The sequence below is a fragment of the Lacrimispora sp. YZC11 genome, from assembly GCF_057543815.1.
On sequence record NZ_BAAJYQ010000005.1, the window covers coordinates 135,488 to 155,912 of the forward strand.

Annotated in this window: 18 protein-coding genes; 5 read left to right on the plus strand and 13 right to left on the minus strand. The window is 45.6% G+C overall.

Translation table 11 applies throughout. The features are described 5' to 3' along the window. The first annotated feature begins 18 nt into the window (after window positions 1-18). The 4 genes from AC27IJ_RS03770 (at window position 19) to AC27IJ_RS03785 (ending at window position 3,141) form a co-directional block, all read left to right on the plus strand. Window positions 19-1,173: an NAD(P)-dependent malic enzyme gene (locus AC27IJ_RS03770; protein ID WP_312448088.1), complete on the plus strand. Its 1,155-nt coding sequence runs from the start codon at window positions 19-21 to the stop codon at window positions 1,171-1,173. Between the two features lie 79 nt (window positions 1,174-1,252). Next, window positions 1,253-1,777, plus strand: a complete 525-nt coding sequence (locus tag AC27IJ_RS03775; RefSeq protein WP_312448089.1) for a DUF4364 family protein — start codon at window positions 1,253-1,255, stop codon at window positions 1,775-1,777. Between the two features lie 35 nt (window positions 1,778-1,812). Next, window positions 1,813-2,127 carry a glycoside hydrolase family 23 gene (locus AC27IJ_RS03780; RefSeq protein WP_312448090.1) on the plus strand — a complete coding sequence of 105 codons (315 nt, stop codon included), beginning with the start codon at window positions 1,813-1,815 and terminating at the stop codon, window positions 2,125-2,127. A gap of 51 nt (window positions 2,128-2,178) precedes the next feature. Beyond that, window positions 2,179-3,141 (plus strand): GNAT family N-acetyltransferase, encoded by a 963-nt coding sequence (locus AC27IJ_RS03785; protein WP_487147543.1) that lies wholly within the window; start codon window positions 2,179-2,181, stop codon window positions 3,139-3,141. A 141-nt stretch (window positions 3,142-3,282) separates the two neighbouring features. Here AC27IJ_RS03785 and AC27IJ_RS03790 read toward each other — a convergent pair whose 3' ends face one another. The 12 genes from AC27IJ_RS03790 to AC27IJ_RS03845 form a co-directional block, all read right to left on the minus strand. Beyond that, window positions 3,283-4,026, minus strand: coding sequence for an amino acid ABC transporter ATP-binding protein (locus AC27IJ_RS03790; RefSeq protein ID WP_312448094.1), 744 nt, complete (start codon window positions 4,024-4,026; stop codon window positions 3,283-3,285). After that, window positions 4,027-4,821 (minus strand): amino acid ABC transporter permease, encoded by a 795-nt coding sequence (locus AC27IJ_RS03795; RefSeq protein WP_312448140.1) that lies wholly within the window; start codon window positions 4,819-4,821, stop codon window positions 4,027-4,029. Window positions 4,822-5,000: 179 nt separating this feature from the next. Then, window positions 5,001-5,882 carry a transporter substrate-binding domain-containing protein gene (locus tag AC27IJ_RS03800; protein ID WP_313155483.1) on the minus strand — a complete coding sequence of 294 codons (882 nt, stop codon included), beginning with the start codon at window positions 5,880-5,882 and terminating at the stop codon, window positions 5,001-5,003. A 67-nt stretch (window positions 5,883-5,949) separates the two neighbouring features. Continuing rightward, complete coding sequence (yihA, locus tag AC27IJ_RS03805; RefSeq protein ID WP_312448097.1) at window positions 5,950-6,549, minus strand: ribosome biogenesis GTP-binding protein YihA/YsxC; 600 nt, start codon at window positions 6,547-6,549, stop codon at window positions 5,950-5,952. Window positions 6,550-6,645: 96 nt separating this feature from the next. Next, window positions 6,646-8,964, minus strand: a complete 2,319-nt coding sequence (lon, locus tag AC27IJ_RS03810) for an endopeptidase La (protein WP_487147547.1) — start codon at window positions 8,962-8,964, stop codon at window positions 6,646-6,648. 78 nt (window positions 8,965-9,042) lie between these two features. Continuing rightward, window positions 9,043-10,344, minus strand: a complete 1,302-nt coding sequence (gene clpX / locus AC27IJ_RS03815) for an ATP-dependent Clp protease ATP-binding subunit ClpX (protein ID WP_312448102.1) — start codon at window positions 10,342-10,344, stop codon at window positions 9,043-9,045. Between the two features lie 105 nt (window positions 10,345-10,449). Beyond that, window positions 10,450-11,037, minus strand: a complete 588-nt coding sequence (gene clpP / locus AC27IJ_RS03820) for an ATP-dependent Clp endopeptidase proteolytic subunit ClpP (protein ID WP_312448105.1) — start codon at window positions 11,035-11,037, stop codon at window positions 10,450-10,452. A 158-nt stretch (window positions 11,038-11,195) separates the two neighbouring features. Beyond that, a complete protein-coding gene (gene tig / locus AC27IJ_RS03825; protein WP_487147550.1) occupies window positions 11,196-12,482 on the minus strand; it encodes a trigger factor in 1,287 nt (428 codons plus the stop codon). Between the two features lie 113 nt (window positions 12,483-12,595). After that, window positions 12,596-15,571 carry a bifunctional diguanylate cyclase/phosphodiesterase gene (locus AC27IJ_RS03830; RefSeq protein WP_312503390.1) on the minus strand — a complete coding sequence of 992 codons (2,976 nt, stop codon included), beginning with the start codon at window positions 15,569-15,571 and terminating at the stop codon, window positions 12,596-12,598. 3 nt (window positions 15,572-15,574) lie between these two features. Next, on the minus strand, window positions 15,575-17,020 hold the full coding sequence (locus AC27IJ_RS03835; protein WP_312503391.1) for an extracellular solute-binding protein: 1,446 nt from the start codon (window positions 17,018-17,020) through the stop codon (window positions 15,575-15,577). 16 nt (window positions 17,021-17,036) lie between these two features. After that, window positions 17,037-17,597 (minus strand): DJ-1 family glyoxalase III, encoded by a 561-nt coding sequence (locus AC27IJ_RS03840; RefSeq protein WP_312448113.1) that lies wholly within the window; start codon window positions 17,595-17,597, stop codon window positions 17,037-17,039. 1 nt (window position 17,598) lies between these two features. Continuing rightward, complete coding sequence (locus AC27IJ_RS03845; RefSeq protein WP_312448115.1) at window positions 17,599-18,663, minus strand: galactose ABC transporter substrate-binding protein; 1,065 nt, start codon at window positions 18,661-18,663, stop codon at window positions 17,599-17,601. A 229-nt stretch (window positions 18,664-18,892) separates the two neighbouring features. Between AC27IJ_RS03845 and AC27IJ_RS03850 the strand changes: the two genes are divergently transcribed. Further along, window positions 18,893-19,345 (plus strand): CYTH domain-containing protein, encoded by a 453-nt coding sequence (locus AC27IJ_RS03850; protein WP_312448117.1) that lies wholly within the window; start codon window positions 18,893-18,895, stop codon window positions 19,343-19,345. 76 nt (window positions 19,346-19,421) lie between these two features. Here the strand turns inward: AC27IJ_RS03850 and AC27IJ_RS03855 are convergent, their stop codons facing one another. Further along, complete coding sequence (locus AC27IJ_RS03855; protein ID WP_312448141.1) at window positions 19,422-20,420, minus strand: galactose/methyl galactoside ABC transporter permease MglC; 999 nt, start codon at window positions 20,418-20,420, stop codon at window positions 19,422-19,424. Window positions 20,421-20,425: the final 5 nt, after the last annotated feature.

The following is a 20,425-nucleotide window of genomic DNA, read 5'->3' on the forward strand; positions in this document are numbered from 1 at the left end:
AAAAAAGGACGAACGATCATGACAACCAACGAAAAAGCTTTATTACTCCACGAAGAATGGAAGGGGAAGCTGGAAATTAATTCCAAAGCAAAGGTAAAAAGCAGGGAGGATCTGGCTCTTGCCTATACCCCTGGCGTAGCGGAACCCTGCAAGGTCATTGCCGGAAACCCTGAGGCCGCCTATCTATATACCATCAAATCCAATACCATAGCCGTCGTTTCAGATGGAAGCGCTGTTCTTGGTCTTGGAAACATCGGACCCCTGGCCGCCATGCCGGTCATGGAAGGAAAAGCGGTGCTGTTTAAGGAGTTCGGGGGAATCAATGCCATCCCGATCTGTCTGGATACCCAGGATACTGAGGAGATCATCAAGACCGTGGTAAATATCGCACCTGCTTTCGGCGGGATCAATCTGGAGGACATCTCCGCTCCCCGCTGTTTTGAAATTGAAGAACGTTTAAAAGAGCTGCTTGACATCCCCGTATTCCATGACGACCAGCATGGAACGGCGATCGTGGTTCTAGCAGGCATTATAAACGCCTTAAAGGTGACAGGAAAAACAAAAGAGGAATGCAGGATTGTTGTAAACGGTGCAGGCTCCGCCGGAATCGCCATTACAAAACTTCTTCTCTCCTATGGCTTTCTCCATATCACCATGTGCGACCGTGCAGGAATCCTGGTAAAGGGCATGGAAGGCTTGAACTGGATGCAGGAAAAAATGATGGATGTGACGAATCTGGAAGGAACCCATGGTTCTTTGGCAGATGCCATGAAAGGCAGTGATATTTTTGTAGGAGTGTCCGCCCCTGGAATCGTTACGGAAGAAATGGTCGCTTCCATGAATCCTGACGCCATTTTATTTGCCATGGCAAACCCGGTTCCTGAAATCATGCCTGATCTTGCCAAAGCGGCCGGTGCAAAAGTGGTGGGGACCGGAAGGTCCGACTTCCCAAACCAGGTCAATAATGTAGTCGTGTTCCCTGGCATCTTTAAAGGTGCATTGGAAGGAAGAGCAACTGCTATTACGGAAGATATGAAGCTTGCTGCCGCAACCGCTATTGCCGGCCTTGTAGCGCCATCAGAACTGAACGAAAACAATATCCTGCCTGAAGCCTTTGACCCTCGTGTTGCATCTGCCGTGAGCCAGGCTGTCAAAAACAATATCCGGCAGTAGAAAACATAAGGATCCGGTTGAAAGCTGCTTTCACTATCCTTGAATTTACGGCGCAGCAAGCGCATCACTGGAGGTAACTATGCTGTCAGAACCTATGACCCTGTACAAACTGATGATTTTATACATGCTTAAACAGGTTAATTTCCCCCTGACAAGCGCACAACTGTCAAACTTTTTTCTGGAGCACGAATATACCACGTATTTTACGCTCAATCAGGCATTGAATGAACTGCTGGAGGCCAGACTGCTTCATGTGGAAACTAACCATAACAGCAGCCGGTACGAGATTACCAAGGAAGGGGAAGAAACCCTTTCCTTTTTCGGCAGTAAAATTTCACCGGCCATCATCAATGATATGGATGAATATTTAAAGGAGAACAAGTTCCGGCTCCGCAACGAGGTAGGCGTAACTGCTGACTTCTATAAATCCACCAGCCATGATTACATTGTTCACTGCCAGGTCCGGGAGGGAAAAAACTGCCTGATAAATCTGGAACTGTCTGTTCCTGACAAAGATCAGGCGGAAATCATGTGTGATCACTGGAAATCAAAAAGTCAGGAAATTTATGCATTTGCCATGAAAGCACTGATGAGTGGTTCTTAATATTTTATCCAACAGAAACTTAAGGGGGATTCATCTTGAATAAAATTCAGACAAAGAAAACATTGTTTCCGAAGATAAACGACCAGTATCAGCTTCATTTGAAACAATTAAAGAAAAAAAAGTTCCGTTTCAAGGTAAGGTTGATTTTAACCGTCATCCTTCCCATTTTTATTTTTGTGGTTTTCATCAAAGCAGCAAAAACCTTTATCAGGATCAAAGTACGGAATCTTTTTACTAAACCGGTTCATGACAGTGTATCCGAGAAGCCGGGAGTGCCAGTTCCCATTCAGGGGGCGCCGGTTGAAAAGGAAACGCTTCAGCCACAACGGGATTCTGATGCGCCTAAGTAAAAATTTATTCGAATGCCCATTACCCATAACGAAAAGAGGAGTAATGAAAGGATGATTATCGTTGATTTTACCACGGAACATATTAGCAAGGCAAACTTACTGGCGCTTGCCAGCTACAAAGAAGAACTTAGAAAAGTTCCAGCTCTGCCAAATGTTGATACATTCCCTGACTTGACCAGCTTTGCCGATAACGGTCTGGGGGTTGCAGCATTTGAAGATGGTGAAATGGTTGGATTTCTGTGCAGCATCGTGCCTTTTGACAATGCGTTTCACTCTACAGACGTGAGGGGTGTATTTTCACCCATGTGGGCCAATGCAGCAACGCTTAAGAACAGAGCAGATATTTATGCTGCCATGTATCAAGATGCTGCCCGCAAGTGGGTACGAGCAGGCGCAGTCAGTCATGGTATTTGCTTATATGCACATGATGAAATTGCTCAAAAGCAATTTTTCAAATACGGTTTTGGTCTGCGCTGTGTCGATTCAATCCGCCCTATGGAGCCATTTGATTGTAGCACTTGTGAAGAATATGAGTTTTCAGAACTCCCATCAAGTGAGTACACTTTGGCCTATTCATTTGAATTAATGTTAAACAAACATTATAACAATAGTCCATTTTTTATGAACCGCATACAAGAAACATGTGAAACCTTTTGTGAGACGTGTGTAAGAGATCATGAACGATGTTTTGTGTCTCAATACCGGGGCAAAACATGCGCTTACTTAAAAATATCGGAATCTGGTGAAACCTTTATCACTGAAAATCCAAATTACCGCCATATTACTGGTGCTTTCTGTTTGGAAGAGCATCGAGGCAAAGGCATATATCAAAGTCTGTTGAATTATGTGATAAAAATTTTGAAAGCAGAGGGTTACACCCACCTCGGTGTAGACTTTGAGAGCATCAATCCAGCAGCATATGGTTTCTGGTCAAAATATTTTGCGGCTTATACCCATGGCGTTGTGCGCCGTATTGATGAAAGGATTTTGTCAGAGGATTCTCATTTTAATTGATAGGAGAAAGGTTAGATGAAATAGCTTTTATACGGGTTTGCAAGTCTTCCCGTGGAACGTACGGCAACTTAGAATTGCAGAATTATATATTCATGTATTAAAAAAGCTGATTCAGTATTATAATTCTGAATCAGCTTTTTCTTATCCCTGCATAAACCGGTTTAAAAATTCTTTTGTTGAATTTTTCTTTGGATTCCCGAAAATATCGGCCGGAGCACCTTCCTCTTCAATGACACCGCCTGCCATATAGACTACACGGCTGGAGACATCCCTGGCAAATGCCATTTCATGAGTCACGATGATCATAGTAAGACCTTCCTTTGCCAGAGTCCTCATAACCGCAAGCACTTCCCCTACCATCTGGGGATCCAGCGCGGAGGTCGGCTCATCAAAGAGCAGGATCTCCGGTTCCATTGCCAAGGCTCTTGCAATGGCCACCCTCTGTTTCTGCCCGCCGGAAAGCTGCCTTGGCTTTGCATTGATGTAAGGAGCCATGCCTACCTTTTCCAGATACATCATCGCTTTCTTTCTGGCTTCTTCCTTACCTTTTTTCAGTACCTTGACCTGGCCTACCAGACAATTTTCCAAAACAGTCATATTATTAAACAGATTAAAGCTCTGGAATACCATGCCCACTTTGGTCCGGTAGGAAGGAACGTTCATTTTCCGGTCCGTAATGTCTACATCGTGGTACAGGATGTCGCCTGTGGTAGGAGTCTCCAGAAGATTGATGCAGCGCAGCAGCGTTGACTTTCCGGAACCTGAGGCTCCGATGATGCATGTCACATCCCCGGCATTGACAGAAAAATCAATGTCCCGCAGTACCACGTTGGTCCCAAAGGTCTTGCTTAAATGATGAATCTCTAAAACTTTTCCGCCTGCCATTTATTTATCCTCCTTCTCTTTGGGATCTGGGAATTTTACCATGCCGCTGGTATAAGCCAGGGTATCGGTGGTCGCAAGATCATAGCTGTCAGGACCATCCATCTTCTTCTCCCAGTAACGGAGGATTCTGGAACAGGTAAAGGTCAGGATGAAATAAATGACCATGGTAATGCCAAATGCTTCAAAATAGGTATAATACGCGCCTGCAACGCCCTTTGTGGCATAGAATAGTTCCACTACGCCGATGACGGAAAGCACGCAGGTATCCTTAATATTGATGATTAAGTTATTGCCGATCTGAGGCATGATATTGCGCAGTGCCTGAGGCATGATAACATTGACCATGATCTGAAAGTGGGTCATGCCGATGGCCTTGGCACCCTCGGTCTGTCCCGGATCAATGGAAAGGATTCCACCTCTCACGGTCTCAGCCATATAGGCTCCTGTGTTAATGGATACAATGAAATAGGCAGCAAAAACAATGGACATGTTAATGCCAAACAGCACGGAAGAACCGTAGAATATAAACATGGCCTGAACCATCATAGGAGTTCCGCGAAATACCTCTACATAAATATTTAAAATCAATTTTACTAATTTTAATGAAAACCTTTTAACCGGATTGTCACTTTTTAATACCGGAATCGTCTGTATAATTCCTACGGCAAAACCAATGATGCAGCCGATGAATGTACCGGCAATGGCGATTGCCATTGTCTTTCCCGCCCCGTTTAAAAAGGAAGGGCCATAATGCTGCAGTATAAATACAATTCTTCCAAAAAAATCTGATGGCAAAGACATATATACTACCTTCTCCTTCTCGTACTTCGAGGAAACAGAACAAACGGCACGAAATAAGAACACTCTTGTCCCGTGCCTGCAAGCCCTGATTCTATTCTTTATTCCCGTGAAGGCAACGAGTCAAAGTCAAGCTTGCTTGACTTTGTCGGCTGCCCGCAGGTATTCTACCTGAATTACTTTGATAATGGCTGAACAGAAATTGCCTCTTCCATCATCTTGTTAAAGTCATCCTTGCTCATTTTGGCAAGTACTCCGTTCACGGCATCCTTTAATTCCGTATTTCCCTTCTTCAATGAGATGCCGATGTTGACATCTTCATCAGAAACCTTAAACTCGCCCTCTGTTCCTGTGAAATCAAGGAGCTTGAAGTCAGGATAAGCAACCAGCGCTGCCTGTCCGGTAGGCTTGTCTGTTACCACTAAATCGCATCTGCCGGAGCTTAAAGATACCAGCATGGCCGGTGCGGATTCCTGGGCAGGCTGAATGTCTGCATTAGGAATCTGAGGCAGGCAGTTGTCATACCAGATGGTATTTAACTGGGAAGTACAGATTGCCCCGGAAAGATCGGCAACACTCTTTGCATTCTCATACTTGCCTCCGGCTTTCACCAGGGTCACAATGGTTGCATAATAGTAAGGATCTGTGAAATCAACGGACTGCATACGTTCTGCTGTAACGGACTGACCGGCAATGACACAATCAACTTTTCCGGACTGAACTGCGGGAACAAGGGAATCCCAGTCCAGCTTCACAATCTCCAGTCCATAGCCCAGCTCATCCGCAATCTTCTTAGCCATCATGACGTCATAGCCATAAGCGTAATCAGAGCTTCCGGATATGGGAACGGCTCCGCCTTCATCAGTTGGCTGTGTCCAGTTGTATGGTGCATAGCTGCACTCCATGGCTACCTTTAACACCTTTTTATCTCCTGTTTCCTTGCCGGCTGCCCCAGACGTGCCTGTGCCGGAATTTCCGCTTCCGCAGGCAGTCAGAAAGGACGCTGCCAGGGTTGCTGCCATAAGAGTTGATACGATTTTTTTCATTGTCTTTTTCATAACTGTTTTCTCCTCTTCCAACCAAAATGAACTCTATGTAATAAATAGGTTCATTATAAAAAGATTTTTACTCCTTGTCAAGACCATTTACGGATTCTGAGATTATGTCCCATATCTCTTCCCTGCCTTGCTTGGTTTCAGCGGAAAAGGGAATGACTATAACATCACTTCCGATTCCAAGCCCTGTGCGAAGAGTTTTTACCGCTTTCTGCACCTGGCTCCTCTTGATCTTATCCAGCTTGGTGGCAATGATTATAGGATGGTAGCCGTTGTATACGACCCAGTCGTACATGGTCTTATCATTCACAGAAGGCTCGTGGCGGATATCAATCAGTAAAAACACACACCGGAGCATAGGGGATTTATGAAGATAGTTCTCTATCATTTTCCCCCATTTTGCCTTTACTTCCAGAGCCACCTTGGCATAGCCGTAGCCCGGAAGATCCACATAGTAAAAAGCATCGTTAATGTTATAAAAATTAATGGTTTGGGTCTTCCCCGGCTGGGACGAGATTCTGGCAAAGGACTTGCGGTTCATCAGGGCGTTTATGAGAGAAGATTTTCCCACATTGGACTTACCCGCAAAGGCAAACTCCGGATTTATATTCTCCGGAAGCGTGCTGGTTATTCCGCACACCGTCTCCAGCTCTACTGTTTTAATGATCATATGGTTTCCTCTTTCCTGCCCACGCTTTTTGGGCATAAAGGTATACCCGAAGGGTGTTTCCTCTTTCCTGCCCACGCTTTTTGGGCAAGGCATTTTCTATTTCTGGATGAAAGCTTCTTTTAAAACCTCAGACATGTCTTTCACATATATGATTTCAAGGCCTCCGATGATCTCCTCTGACAGCTCTGCAATATCCGGGCGGTTCCTGTCGGGAACCAGAACCTTCTCCACATGGGCCATACGGGCAGCAAGGATTTTTTCCTTAAGGCCGCCGATAGGCAGAACACGGCCGCGAAGAGTAATCTCTCCGGTCATTGCCACCCTGGCGTTTACCTTTCGGTTTGTAACTGCGGACAGTATAGCCGTTGCCATGGTGATTCCTGCCGACGGGCCATCCTTTGGTACAGCCCCTTCCGGAATGTGAAGGTGGATATCGTGTTTTTCAAAATAATCATCCTTTACCTTATATTCCGGGCAAACCGACCTGATATAGCTTAAAGCCGTCTGGGCGGATTCTTTCATGACATCGCCCATCTGTCCCGTCATCTGAAGGGTTCCCTTCCCTGGCATGACATTGACTTCGATTTGAAGGGTATTTCCGCCGACACTGGTCCAAGCAAGGCCTCTAACAATTCCTACCTGGTCTTCCTCATTTACATCTTCAAATTGCACTTTTTCCTTGCCTAAATATTTCTCTAAGTCGTTTTCCGAGATCTCTATAATACTTTTTTCATCTTCCAGAAATTCTCTTGCAGCTTTTCTGAAAACAGCCCCGATCCGCCTTTCTAAATTTCTGACTCCGGCCTCTCTGGTGTAGTGGTGAATGATCTTTTCAAGAGCCTTGTCCGATATGGACACCTGCTTTTCAGTAAGCCCATTCTTTTCCCGCTGCTTTCTTACTAAGTAATTCTTTGCAATATGGAATTTTTCATTCTCTGTATAGCTGTTTACTTCAATTACTTCCATACGGTCCAGAAGCGGCCCAGGTATGGTTGTAGTGGTATTGGCCGTTGCAAGAAACAGCACATTGGACAAATCAATGGGAATCTCTACATAATGGTCCCGGAACTTCACATTCTGTTCGCTGTCAAGCACCTCCAGAAGGGCGGAAGAAGTATCACCCTTATAATCCCTGCTGACCTTGTCGATTTCATCAAGAAGCATTAGGGGATTACTGACTCCGGCTTGCCTTAAGGCTTCCACAATCCTGCCGGGCATGGCACCCACATAGGTTTTCCGGTGTCCGCGGATCTCCGCTTCATCCCGGATCCCTCCCAGGCTGATCCTTACATACTCCTTGTTTAAGGCCTTTGCCACTGATCTGGCAATGGAAGTTTTTCCTGTTCCGGGAGGTCCTACCAGGCAGATGATAGGGCTGGATCCTTTTTTTGTAAGCACACGGACTGCCAGATACTCCAGAATCCGTTCCTTTACCTTTTCAAGGCCGTAATGATCCTCATTTAAGATTTCCTCTGCATGGGCGATGCTGTTGTCATCCTTAGAAAGCTTCTTCCATGGAAGTTCCAGGACTGTCTCAAGGTACATGCGGACGACATTGGCTTCCTGGCTTCCTCCGGGCATGGCCTTAAAGCGGTCAATCTCCTTCTGGATCTTATCCTTTGTTTCTTTATCTGCTTTTAAAGCCTTAAGCTTCTTCAAGTAATCATCCGCATCGGACAGAGGGTTGTCCTCTCCCAATTCCTCCCGGATCACCTTAAGCTGCTCCCTTAAGATATAATCCTTCTGGTTCTTGTCGATCCGTTCCTTTACATGGGACTGTAATTCCCGCTTTACCTTTGTGACCTCTATCTCCGTGATCAGCTGCTTCAAGACAAGCGCATACCGATCTTCCAAAAGAGCGCTTTCAAGCACCTGCTGACGCACCCTGTAATCCCAGGAAAGCTGTACGGCAATCTGGTCCAAAAGCTCGCCAAGGTCTGTAAGCACCATAAGATTGGGAAGTACTTCCTTTGCAATCCTGGGATTCTCCTTGCCGTATTCCTCCAGCTTTTCCTGAATGATCTGAATCATAGCCTGTCTGGTAATATAATCAATGGAATCATCTGCTTCCAGGGTCTTTTCAACTTCACCTATGAGCATGGGCTCTTCAGTGTCAAGAGTTAAAAGTTCCACCCGTTCCACGCCTTCCACCATAACACGGATCACGTTATTAGGCAGCTTTACCAACTGCTTGATGAGAGCCACTGTGCCGACCTGATACAAATCATCGATTCCAGGTTCAGCTTCCTCAGAATTCTTCTGGGTGACCAGACATACCCTCTGGTCCCCTACCATCGCCTTCTCCACAGCTGCAATGGATTTTGTCCGGCTGATATCAAAATGCAGCATCATTTTGGGAAGAACAGTCATGCCTCGCAGGGCGATAACTGGCATTGTGATTGTCTTATCCACCATTGTGTTCTCTCCTTTGCATTCAAAAAGGTGTTCCAGCAGATTTTCTCGCTGTAACACCTTCCCGACTCATGCAGGGACCTATGCGATCTCGCCTGTCTTATCTTTTCTTAGCTTCTGAGCCAGTGATTTTCTGGGGACTGCCGTGTCCCGATAAATCAACTCCGGCTCACCCTTTTTATCTACAACATCCCTGGTAATCGTGCAGATTCCAATGCTGCTGTCGGATGGTATCTCGTACATCATATCCGTCATTACGCTTTCCATAATGGAACGCAATCCTCTGGCGCCTGTTTTTCTCTCCACTGCCAGCTCCGCGATCCGCTCAACCGCTTCTCTGGTCAGCTCAAGCTTAACATCATCCAGTTCAAACAGCTTTTGATACTGTTTGACCAGGGCATTCTTCGGTTCTGTCAAAATCTTCACAAGCGCTTCCCGATCCAAAAGCTCCAGGGATACGGTAATCGGCACCCGGCCGATAAACTCCGGTATTAAACCGAATTTTACCAGATCCTGAGGAAGGGTCTTTTTCAGAAGATCATCAATATCCGTCTTGTTCTTATCAACGATTTCCGCATTAAAGCCGATGGAACCAGCACTTAACCGGCGTTCAATGATTTTTTCCAATCCATCAAAGGCGCCGCCGCAGATGAACAGAATGTTGGTCGTGTTGATCTGCAAAAGCTCCTGGTGGGGATGCTTTCTTCCTCCCTGAGGGGGAACGCTTGCAACCGAACCTTCCAGGATCTTTAAAAGAGCCTGCTGTACGCCTTCACCGGAAACATCCCTGGTAATGGACACATTTTCCGACTTTTTTGTTATTTTATCAATCTCGTCAATATATATGATACCATATTCTGCCTTGCTGATGTCATAGTCAGCCGCCTGGATGAGCTTTAAAAGGATGTTCTCAACATCCTCGCCCACATAACCGGCTTCTGTCAGGGCGGTGGCATCTGCAATTGCAAACGGAACATTTAAGACCTTTGCCAACGTCTGCGCAAGATAGGTTTTACCGGAACCGGTAGGACCTAACATCAGAATATTGCTCTTTTGCACATCCACATCCATTTTTTTTCTGGAAGTGATTCTTTTGTAGTGGTTATAGACTGCTACAGACAATACCTTTTTTGCGTTGTCCTGACCAATGACATAATCGTCTAAAAATGCCTTTATTTCCTTTGGCTTCATCAGGTTGATATCGCCAAAATCAGGTCCTTCCTCCTCATGGCTGTCAAATTCTTCCTCTAATATCTCTGCGCACAAATCAATGCATTCGTCACAGATGTAGACATTATTGGAACCGGCAATGAGTTTCTTTACCTGGTCCTGGGTTTTCCCGCAAAAAGAGCATCGGATCTTGTCGTCTGTTCTGACCGGCATATACACACCTCATTCTTTCCTAATACATTGCCCTGCTTTCCGGGCATTAAGGGATACCCGCAGGGTGTTACCTATAAATCGTCCTGGCTGCCTGGGCCCAAAGGCTTATCGGTCATGGCTGTAGATGATATCATCAATCAGGCCATATGCTTTCGCCTCTTCTGCATTCATGTAATTGTCACGCTCCGTATCACGTTCAATCACCTCATAAGGCTGGCCAGTGTTTGCGGACAGGATATCATTTAAACGCTTCTTTATCTTCAGTATATTCTCAGCTACGATCCGGATCTCAGTTGCCTGGCCTTTTGCTCCGCCGGATGGCTGATGAATCATAACCTCTGCATTTGGAAGAGCGAACCGTTTTCCCTTTGCTCCGCCGGCCAGCAAAAATGCTCCCATGCTGGCTGCCATGCCCATACAAACAGTAGAAACATCACATTTAATATAGTTCATGGTATCATAAATCGCCATGCCTGCGGTAACAGAACCGCCGGGGCTGTTTATATAGAGGTTGATGTCCTTATTGGGATCTTCTGCCTCTAAAAATAACAGCTGGGCCACAACAAGGCTTGCTGATACATCGGATACCTCTTCCCCAAGGAAAATGATCCTCTCCTTGAGAAGTCTGGAATAAATATCGTAAGAACGTTCGCCCTTACTGGTTGATTCAATGACATAAGGTACTAAACTCATCTGTCTTCCTCCTGTCTGTTCATTCTTTCATTTGCCCATACTATCCGGGCAGGGTCCGCCCAATTTACAGGGCGTAAAGGGATACCCGCAGGGCATCTCTTATCAAAGCCGAATAGACTCCGGACAAAAATGCCAGGAATCTATTCAGAGAATTCTTCTTAAACTAATTTTGCTTCTGCAACAAGAAAATCTACTGCTTCCTGAACTGCCAGATCTTCCTTCATCTGCTGGATGCCGTTCTCTCCAAGAGATTCTTTCACCAGAGAGACCTCCATCTTGTAAGCTTCTGCCATGCTTGCAATTTCTTTCTCAACCGTTTCGTCAGAAGCAGTAATGTTCTCTGCTTTCACAACTGCTTCAAGTACCAGTCTTGTCTGGATTCTCTTAAGAGCCTGCGGCTTCATCTGCTCTTTTAAGGACTGAAGGGTCATGCCTGTAAATTTCATATACTGGTCAAGAGACAGTCCCTGGCTCTGCATTCTTCTTGCATAGTCATTGACCATGTTGTTCACCTGGCTGTCGATCATCGGCTCAGGAATCTCCATGGTGGCATTTTCAACAACTTTCTCTACCACACGGTCTTCGTTCTCTGTTGCCGCTTCTTTCTCTTTCCTTGAAGCAACATTTTCCCTGATGTTGTTCTTGTACTCTTCCAATGTTTCAAACTCAGAAACTTCACTTGCAAACTCGTCGTTTAACTCAGGAAGTTCTTTTGTCTTGATTTCCTTTACGGTCACCTTAAATAAAGCAGGCTTTCCTGCCAGTTCGGTTGCATGATACTCATTTGGGAAAGCTACGTTGACATCACACTCTTCGCCAATGTTCTTGCCGACCAGCTGCTCTTCAAAGGTATCAATGAAGGAGTGGGAACCAATGGTAAGAGGATAATCCTCACCCTTTCCGCCTTCAAATGTCTTTCCGTCTACAAAGCCTTCAAAATCGATAACCGTCTGGTCGCCATTCTCTACGGCTCTGTCCTCTACGGTGATCAGTCTGGAATTCTGTTCCTGAACTTTCTTTAATTCAGCATCAATATCTTCCTCGGTCACTTCAGCAATTGACTTGGTCACTTCAATTCCCTTATACTCGCCAAGAGTCACTTCCGGCTTAACTGCAACAGTTGCAGTATAGATTAAGGTCTTTCCTTTTTCTACCTGTACAATGTCAATTTCAGGTCTGGAAACAATGTCCAGTCCGCTTTCTTCCGCTGCATCGCCATAGGTTGCGTCAAGAGCCTCATTTACTGCATCTTCATATAAAATGCCTGCTCCATACATCTTTTCAACCATGGCCTGAGGAGCTTTCCCTTTTCTGAAACCAGGGATGTTGAATCTGCCCTTATTCTTATTGTAAGCTGCGGTAAGAGCTTTGTCAAACTCCTCCGCCGACACTTCTACCGTTAATTTTGCCATGTTCTTTTCTAATTTTTCTACTTGTAAACTCATTAAAGGGTTCCTCCTTGAAATATATGTGAACCGCCAAATCAACAGGGCGTTACACTTCAATTTAGCATTATACCATACTCGTCCCGTAAATTCCAGTATTATTTACGATTAAATCAGGTTTTTCCTGAAAACTCCTGCATTCTCTTCACGATGTAGGGGTCAAGGGGTCTGATCTCCATCTGAGGTCTTGCAATATAATATCCCTGGAACAGGGAAACCCCGCAATTCATGAGAAATTCCAGCTCTTCCGGAATTTCTACTCCCTCTGCCAGGACAGTTATATTGTTTTGATTTGCAAAATCCAGAAGGCTCTTTAAAATGATCTGACGGTTTGGGTCTTCGTGGATCCGTTTTACCAGATTAGTGTCCACCTTAATGATATCCGGCCTCATGCGCAGGAGTATCGCTTCGCTGTTATATCCTGTTCCGAAATCATCAACAGCGACCTGGCCCTTCCACTGTCTCGCCATATCGATCTTGCGGTGCATGAAATCATGGCTTGCCGGTTCTCCTTCTGTCAATTCAATGACAATCCTGTGGAGCAGCTCTCCATAGTTTTCTTCCAGTTCTTCCAGCTCTGCTTCTGTTAAGCATACGCTGGCAATGGAATTGATGAACAGCTTTTCATCAGAACCCAGCTGACCGGCCATAGCCTGCGTCATAACAGCCTTAAGGCCTGAAAACCAGGTGAGAGCCTCCATCTGGGGAAGTTTTGCCTGAGCTCTTGCCAGATTTAAGACCTCACTGATCCCCTTCATATTCGCAAAGTCCGGACGCATCAGCAGCTCATAGCCGTAGATCTTTCCCTGCCTTGTTGCAATAGGCTGAAACGCAAAACGAACCTCTTTTTTGTCCAGCATCCGGTTAAATTCCTCGCTGCCGGCAAGCATATAGGAATTATGGGTATATTCGTTAAAGTCAAACTCCTTAACAATCCCTTTTACACTGTGCTTCACCATATACATGGCAAAATCCGCATGATTAAACAGGGTATCAAAGTCTTCCGCATCATCCGGAAACCAGGAAAGCCCTCCTGATACACGGATGGGAAACTGGTATCCCCCTACCGTATTCAGTGAGAATTTTTGAATATGCTTCATGAATTCCTGGATTCTCTTTCTGATCTCATCTTTTTCATCTGCTTCCAGAAAGGTAACAAATTCATCTCCTGAATATCTTGCTACTATTCCTCCCCTTTCTGAAAACATCTTTAAACAGCCGGCAAAAAGGACAATATACCGGTCTCCCTCGTCATGCCCGTAGGTGTCGTTAATATATTTCAAATTATCCAGATCCCACATGACCAGTGCGGAGACCTTCCCTTTCTGCCTCTTCATGGCAGCCACAACCTGCTCCCGGAATGCCCTCCGGTTGTAAATATCCGTCAGCAGGTCATAATTTCTCTCCCGCTCCAGCTTTTCCTTTTCCTCTACATCAGCAGTCACATCCGAACACACACCAAGTATCGTCCCCTTTTTTGATCCGTCCAGAATAAACTCCACCCAGCGTGTTCCCTGAGGGCCTTCCAGACACTGCAGGATACGTTCCCCCTTTATCTTAATCCCGGTAAAGGTCTTCTCCATGTATTTCTTAAATTTTACCGTCTTTATGTAGCAGTAGGGTTCTTCCATGTGCCCCCAGCCCAGCATCTCAAACAAAGACCGGCTGCAGAACACACGGTCAGCCTCCTCTTCGTATTCAAATACGCCGATAAGAACATTGGCATGTTCCAGGATGCTTGAAATTTTTGACGACGCTCTTTCCACATCCCGGTTTAATTGTTCAATGGTTTCTGTCAGCTCATCGATTTCTCTGATATGTACTCTATTAAGGGAAAGCCCCCTGCTTCCTGATTTCTCTCTTAGCTCCATGACCAGCCTGCGGATAGGCTCCGTCATGATCTTTCCTATGACAAACGCCCCTAACAGGCTGAATACAAGAGGAACTGCCATGGAACCGAGAAGCATACGCCGGATTGCATTATAAAAGGACAGCAGATCCTTCTGGCGCGCGATACCGGCCAATACCCACTCTTCCGCCTCAAAGGGTCCGTTGTTTCCATAGACATCAAGGCTTCTTATGCTGGCATACCACCTGGTTCCTTCCGAGGACGTCAGTTCACTGATGTTTTCTTCCTCATTATCTTCATAACTGATTCGCTGGCTATCGTTAAAATACTGGTTATACAGATATCCTGAATACGCTACAGGAACAATAGTCTTTGTCCCCTTGTTCCGGATGCCCAAAAGCCAGCACTCTTCAAAGCTGCCGTTTGTCTGGTCCTCTCCCAGAATCTGCTCAAGCTGGTTTAAATTTATTTCCAGCCCGCATACTCCCACAACGGTCCCATCATCAAGGATGATTGGGATGGAGTAGGTTACCACCTGCATATCTCTGGGGCTTAAGCGAAAGGGAGGACTTAAATAAGCAAATTTCATGGCATCGTCATGGGCCGCCTGATTCTGAACTGCCATAAGATATGGCTTTTTATAAAAAGAAAAGCCTTTGTTATCCTCATCTTCCTGAAAGCCAAGCTCCCAGAAGGAATCCAGTGGGATGTCATATTTTTCCGCTATGGAAGGCAATCCTCTTTCCATAAGAAGGGACGAATTATCCTTTAAATATCCTCCTGAATTGGAATTGCGCACATAAAAGCCCGCCTTCATTTCAACCGGACTGTTTTTGGCCGCAGGGCCGTTTAAGACCATAAAGACCCCTGTTGCTTGGCTTAAATGGAGCATTTCTATGGACTTTTCCATAACCTTTTCAACGATTTTCCTGTTTAGGGCATAATCCGCAGAGATATCCTTTGGACGGCGTTTCTCACTGTCCAGCACTTGCTGGATTCCGTCAGTTATGAAGTCGGAATTATTGAACATAACGATCCAGTGGTGAATGGTTTCCTTTTCCAGGCCCAGCTTTGTGCTTTCCGTATTCTCACTTAATATATGGATCTCATTATTTTTTAATTTAATGGAAACTCCGCCAAACAGTACCAGCCCAGCAATGACCACAGCCTGCAGCACCAATAGGATGAGCAATGGTCCCAACAGCTGGGTGCGAATGGATTCATTTCTCTTGTTCATCATAAATCACTCTCCAACAATCGCTTCCAACTGCTCCATTGTATCCTTGTACCAGTTATCAAAATTTTCCTCTGTTACAAAATTTGCAACTGCATTTTCCCGTTTCTCTCCCTGCGCCATAAGGGCACATATCTCTTCGTAATCTTCCTTTGCTTTTAAAATCATTGTGGAATTCAGCACGCTCCTGGCACGGTCGCCGCCTTTAAATGGCTTAGAAGTGTAGAGCCTGTATTGATTCGCAGTGTCAAGGCCAATCAAAAGGTTCTGCGATACCCCGCTGTTCTCTCCGGCTTCCGCCAGGAAGGGCTTTAACATTTCCTGATTTCCGGCAGCCTTCTTTACAGGAAGATAACCGGAGCCAATGGCAAATTCCATGTTTTGCTCCACGCTTGTAAACCATTTTAGGAAAAGCGCAGCCGCATACTCCCTTTTTTCCTCAGATTTAAACACCATCATGCCGGCTCCCTGCTGAACGGCGCACGGAACGTTTCCCTGGAAATTAGGAAGAGGGTAAAGCTTGCTTTCTATGGAATAATTGGTCCCATCCTCAAGTGTCACTGAAGTCGGAAAGTAAGCGATTCCGCTGGTAGCCCCCACAAAGGCAGCCAGTTGTCCTGTCTTTACATCATCGCTCCTGAATTTCCCGTAGGAGCCAAAATACCCGTTTACATAGGGGATGTAATAATTGTCCCACAGCTTCATCATAGCCTGCTTATCAAAATCCAGAACAGTTTTTCCATCCTCTACCTTAAAAATTTCATGACCAAGCTGAAGGCTGCCGATGATCATATAATTAGCAAAGGCATCCCTTCCAAAAAAAGCTTTTCCATCATCCGGTGCTTCCGTTAAGCTGTCCGTCCATTTATAATAGGATTCCGCCACCCGGGTAATCCCTTCCCAGGTGGAAAGAGCCTCCTCTGTCTCTCCCGTTGCCTCCGCAAACTTGTCCCAGTCCGTCTTGTTCACCGTAAGAATCTCAGTAGACTTGGCGATTGGAAATACCTTGATCGCCCCGGTGCTGTCAAACTTGCCTTCTTCCATATAGGCATCCACATATTCCGATATTTCGTCCGAAGTCAAATAGCCGCTTAAATCTGCCGCCAATCCCATCTGATCCACTTCGTAAACCTTATCCACGTAAGCGGAAAATACGTCGGGCAGAGGTTCTGAGCCAATCTTTTTTTCTATGCTTTCATTGACCAGGGTGCTTAATTCATCAATGCTTCCCTTATTAAACGCCTTGACGATGATCCCTTTCCCTCTTCCTTCGTTTTCATTGAACTCCTGCACCAGGCGGTCAAATTCCTCCTTCTGAACGCCATTGTAATAATGCCAGATGGTAATGGTGACCGGATCCTTTTCCGACAATCCGTATGGATCCTTCTTTTCACATCCGGTAAGAAGGCTAATGAAAACAACCGCCAGAACCGGTAATACCCATCTCTTTTTCATACGCTCACCTTCCCCATTACACGGAAATATGATCGTATTGGATGGCCTCTTTTACCTGGCGGGCATGATTCTCATCCGTCAGAAGACCCAGAAGTTCAATTCCCATATCCAGGGCATAGCCAAGACCTCTGGCTGTCGTTATATTTCCATCCGTAACAACTCCCTGTTTTGTATACAAGGCTCCCTTAAGCTCCGGTTCAAATCCTGGAAAGCAGGTTGCTTTTCTCCCTTCCAGGATGCCGAGCCTTCCTAAAATGCTTGGTGCCGCACAGATTGCCGCTATTCTCCTATTCTCACCATGGGCTTCCTTTAAAGAATTTAACAGCCCCGTATGTGCTCCTAAATTCCTGGTCCCTGGCATTCCTCCGGGGAGAAAAAGAACATCTGCATTTTTACAGTCAACCTCTGAAAATTCAAAATCTGCCTGGATTTTTATCTGATGGGCACTTACCACATCTTTTTTTCCAGTAACGGAAACAAGGGTCACCTCCTGGCCACCCCTTTTTAAAATATCCACAACAGCCAATAACTCCACTTCTTCTGATCCGTCAGCTAAAAACGCAAATACTTTTCCCATTTTAATCCTCTCCTTTTAACGTATGAAAGGTACTGATTGCAGTGACCTTGATATAATCCACCAGATACCTTGTGTCCACATCTTCCCCGTCAATCAATTTTGTCAAAGTATCGGCAGCTGTTTGGGATTGTCCCTGATGATCATTTAAAACAGTCCCGGCTATTTTTCCCTCTTTAATATATTTTACCGTATCCTGAAGGGCGTCTACCCCTACAAGATAAATATCCTTTCCTGGCACACGGCCCGCTTCTTCCACAGCTTCCAAAGCACCGTTTGCCATGGAATCATTGTTGCAGAAGATCACCTCAATTCTGCTGCCATAGGAAGCCAGTACCTCCTGGGCAAGCTTTTTCCCTTTGTCCTTATTCCAGTCTCCATTGCCGGAAAAAAGTTTATCCGTCTTCATTCCCCCTTCTTCCAGGGCTTTTATGGAATATTCCGTCCGGTAACGGCTGTCCTCATTGCCTTCTTCTCCCATGAGCATAGCGTAAGACACTACCCCATCGCCGTTTATATCCCCCTTATCAGGCAGTTCCAGTATAATCTCTCCCTGATAGGTCCCTGCCTGCCTGGAATCCGTTCCAACGCACGATACTGCCATGTGGTTCTCATGCCACCGCTTCTGCTCCTCCTCTTTTGGTTCCCGGTTAATGAATACCAAAGGAACCCCTGCCTGGCTGCAGGCATTAACAAGCCCGGTTGCAGCAGACACCTCGACTGGATTTACAATGATCCCGTCACACCCGTCCGAAATAAACTGGCCGATCTGCCGGTTCTGCTCTTCCTGATCACCTCCGGCATTGCGCATGATCACCTCCGCATGGTAGGTTTCTTCCAGATATTGCTTTAGTTCCGAACGATACAGCTTCATGAATGTATCGTCATAGCGGTATATGCTTATCCCGATTTTAGGGCCTGTCTCCTCACGGACTTCTTCCGTGCCTGCTTCTGACGCTGAACTTTCTCTTATATTCTTTTCCTGCTCCCGAGGAGCGCAGCCATAAAGCAGGAAAGCAGCCCAAACGATCAGAAAAAACACAAAAATCCGTTTACTTAACCGTTTCATGTCCTTAATCTCCTGATTTTTACTGTTTTCCCCATATTACCACGTTTTCTCTTTTTTGTATACCAAGGAATCAAGCGGATATGTCATCATATCCGCTTGATCCGCAAACAGGGCAGTTGAAAAATATTTATTTCCGCCTTACCACCACCTTCTACTTTTTGGTTCCATGTGGTATAATATGAAAACTTGTCCAGGTATTATATACAAATTATTGAAGGAGGAGTTTTTCATGGAAATAGAACGCAAATATCTCATATCCCAGCTGCCGGCCGATTACACCGCATACCCTTATCACTTTATAGAGCAGGGATATTTATCAACAGAACCTGTTGTCCGCATCCGCAGGGAGGATGAAACCTTTTACCTTACCTACAAATCAAAGGGGCTTTTGGAACGGGAGGAATACAATCTCCCATTAACACCAGAGTCCTATGAGCACCTGATCAAAAAAGCAGACGGCCATATCCTTACGAAAAGGCGTTATCTGATTCCCCTGGAAGGTTCCGATCATCTGACCATAGAACTGGATGTCTTTGAAGGACGTTTTAAAGGACTTATATTGGCTGAAGTGGAATTTCCCGAAAGAGAAGAAGCGGAAAGCTTCACCCCTCCTTCCTGGTTTGGAGAAGATGTAACATTTTCTGGAGAATATCAAAACAGCAGGCTGAGCCAGCTTCCATAGTATCTTATGGACAAGGCGAGCCGCAGGAGTCCAAAAGGATACTCCTTTTTACAGACTCTTACGGCTCGCCTTGTCATTATTTCTTTGCAATATACTTTCTGATATCCAGAGCTATCGCAACTACAATAACGATTCCCTGTGCAATGTACTGGTAGTTGGTGTCAACACCCAGATACTGCAGGCAGGTCTTCAAAATTTCAAATACCAGTACTCCGATCAGTACACCGGATACCTTACCAATACCGCCGTTAACGGATACGCCTCCGATGGTACATGCCGCAATGGCTTCCAGCTCCCAGCCCATTCCCATATTAACAGAGGAACCGCCGGACTTTGCGCCAACAAGGAAACCTCCCAATGCATAAAGCGCTGCTGCTGTTACATAAATAATGATTTTTGTTTTCTTCGTATTAACGCCGGAAACTTCCGCTGCCTGCTCATTTCCGCCGATGGCGTACATATACTTGCCGTGAGGCGTTTTGTTATAAACAAACCAGATCACAAGCCCGATTGCAAGGGCAATTAAGAACAGGTAGGGAATGAATCCTAAAAGCCTGCCCTTTGCCACCTCTGTATAAGCAGCGCGGTAACCGCCGATAGGAGTTGCATTGGTATAAACAAGGCAGACACCGTAAATAATCAGCTGCATACCCAGTGTTCCGATAAAGGCCGGAACCTGAAGAAAAGAAACGACCATACCATTGATCAGACCGAAAATCGCGCAGACTGCGATACAGATTAACAGCACGACGAATACCCACCAGATTCCGAAATCAGGAAGATTGGGGAAAAACTTTCCGCTGTACCCGGGCTTTTGAAGCAAGGTACCTGCAAGGCAGGCGGATAGACCTACCATACGTCCGGCAGAAAGGTCCGTACCTCTGGTAATCAGACACCCGGACACGCCGCAGGCAATGATAAAACGGGGTGCTACGTTTAAAGCAATGTTTTTTAAGTTATCAAAGGAACCAAAGGACGGCTGCTTAATTGCAGTGAAGATCGCCAGCATGATGAGAACGACGATGATTCCATTATTAATAAGAAAATCCTTTATATTAACTGTTTTTGTCTGCATAGGTA

What these genes read in the sequence shown, in the direction of transcription:
- AC27IJ_RS03770 (WP_312448088.1), top strand. Translation starts at nt 19, where the DNA reads ATGACAACCAACGAAAAAGCTTTATTACTCCACGAAGAATGGAAGGGG.
- AC27IJ_RS03775 (WP_312448089.1), top strand. Translation starts at nt 1,253, where the DNA reads ATGCTGTCAGAACCTATGACCCTGTACAAACTGATGATTTTATACATG.
- AC27IJ_RS03785 (WP_487147543.1), top strand. Translation starts at nt 2,179, where the DNA reads ATGATTATCGTTGATTTTACCACGGAACATATTAGCAAGGCAAACTTA.
- AC27IJ_RS03790 (WP_312448094.1), bottom strand. Translation starts at nt 4,026, where the DNA reads ATGGCAGGCGGAAAAGTTTTAGAGATTCATCATTTAAGCAAGACCTTT.
- AC27IJ_RS03800 (WP_313155483.1), bottom strand. Translation starts at nt 5,882, where the DNA reads ATGAAAAAGACAATGAAAAAAATCGTATCAACTCTTATGGCAGCAACC.
- yihA (WP_312448097.1), bottom strand. Translation starts at nt 6,549, where the DNA reads ATGATCATTAAAACAGTAGAGCTGGAGACGGTGTGCGGAATAACCAGC.
- lon (WP_487147547.1), bottom strand. Translation starts at nt 8,964, where the DNA reads ATGGTGGATAAGACAATCACAATGCCAGTTATCGCCCTGCGAGGCATG.
- clpX (WP_312448102.1), bottom strand. Translation starts at nt 10,344, where the DNA reads ATGCCGGTCAGAACAGACGACAAGATCCGATGCTCTTTTTGCGGGAAA.
- clpP (WP_312448105.1), bottom strand. Translation starts at nt 11,037, where the DNA reads ATGAGTTTAGTACCTTATGTCATTGAATCAACCAGTAAGGGCGAACGT.
- tig (WP_487147550.1), bottom strand. Translation starts at nt 12,482, where the DNA reads ATGAGTTTACAAGTAGAAAAATTAGAAAAGAACATGGCAAAATTAACG.
- AC27IJ_RS03830 (WP_312503390.1), bottom strand. Translation starts at nt 15,571, where the DNA reads ATGATGAACAAGAGAAATGAATCCATTCGCACCCAGCTGTTGGGACCA.
- AC27IJ_RS03835 (WP_312503391.1), bottom strand. Translation starts at nt 17,020, where the DNA reads ATGAAAAAGAGATGGGTATTACCGGTTCTGGCGGTTGTTTTCATTAGC.
- AC27IJ_RS03840 (WP_312448113.1), bottom strand. Translation starts at nt 17,597, where the DNA reads ATGGGAAAAGTATTTGCGTTTTTAGCTGACGGATCAGAAGAAGTGGAG.
- AC27IJ_RS03845 (WP_312448115.1), bottom strand. Translation starts at nt 18,663, where the DNA reads ATGAAACGGTTAAGTAAACGGATTTTTGTGTTTTTTCTGATCGTTTGG.
- AC27IJ_RS03850 (WP_312448117.1), top strand. Translation starts at nt 18,893, where the DNA reads ATGGAAATAGAACGCAAATATCTCATATCCCAGCTGCCGGCCGATTAC.
- AC27IJ_RS03855 (WP_312448141.1), bottom strand. Translation starts at nt 20,420, where the DNA reads ATGCAGACAAAAACAGTTAATATAAAGGATTTTCTTATTAATAATGGA.